The sequence below is a fragment of the Mycobacterium sp. 852002-53434_SCH5985345 genome, from assembly GCF_001667155.1.
Taxonomy (GTDB): domain Bacteria; phylum Actinomycetota; class Actinomycetes; order Mycobacteriales; family Mycobacteriaceae; genus Mycobacterium.
The window spans coordinates 1-721 of sequence record NZ_LZIE01000087.1 but is presented as its reverse complement, the minus strand read 5'-3'; the positions used below and the strand labels follow the sequence as shown (position 1 = coordinate 721).

Annotated in this window: 2 protein-coding genes; both read right to left on the bottom strand. The window is 68.0% G+C overall.

Annotated features, from left to right (window positions below):
* Nucleotides 1-75 (bottom strand): PPE family protein (locus A5756_RS26550; RefSeq protein WP_232005387.1); only part of this gene is annotated, 75 nt, incomplete at its 3' end.
* 475 nt (nucleotides 76-550) lie between these two features.
* Nucleotides 551-721, bottom strand: a 171-nt coding sequence (locus A5756_RS25650; protein WP_197505810.1) for a PE/PPE C-terminal domain-containing protein, incomplete at its 5' end; no start/stop codon positions are given.

The following is a 721-nucleotide window of genomic DNA, read 5'->3' as shown; positions in this document are numbered from 1 at the left end:
GAGCAGCCCCGAACCCGGACCCGCATACATCCGACCGGAATTAACCTCCGGCGGTAACGCCCCGAAGTCAAACACCTACGAACCCCCCGGCTCGAACCATGTGTTTCCCTTGCGAGTTTTTTGGATGGCTGATTTCAAGCGATGCGCTTGTTTGCGAAGGCTAGAGCGCCGCGCCATCTCCTCGTTGCCGGTGACGCGTCGGTCGGCGAGGAACGCACCCATTTTCAGCCAGCCGCGGGGAATGCGCGCAATGAGGGGCCGACGGACGCCCGCGTTAGCGGGCCGCCACCTACCTGCGGGAACGGGAAGCCGGCCCTACCTCCATCGACAAGGGATCCCGCCCAGCCAGAGCGGATCAACCCGGGCGCGGGACAAAAAATCCGGTCGCAGATAAAGGCCCCAGCGGCGTCGGCGGGGGCAGGGGCCGACCGTGCGGCGGGGCGAGCCTTCCGCCATGAAGCGGTTCGTCGGGCGCAACGCGAAACACGCTTTAGCGCGGCACTTTTCGCGCGCTAAAGCGTGTTCCTACGCTGCCAGAAGCGACCGGTGGCTATCCGGCGAAGGGGGGTCGGGCCATGACGGTGGGGCGGAATCCGTATCGGGGTCCGGCGCCGGCGTGAGTGCCGGAGCCCATACCGGCCAGCGGCATGCCGCCGAGCAGGTTGCCCGGTCCCCCGGCGCCTTCGGGGGCGGCGCTGATGGCGCTGACCGGGATGGCGGT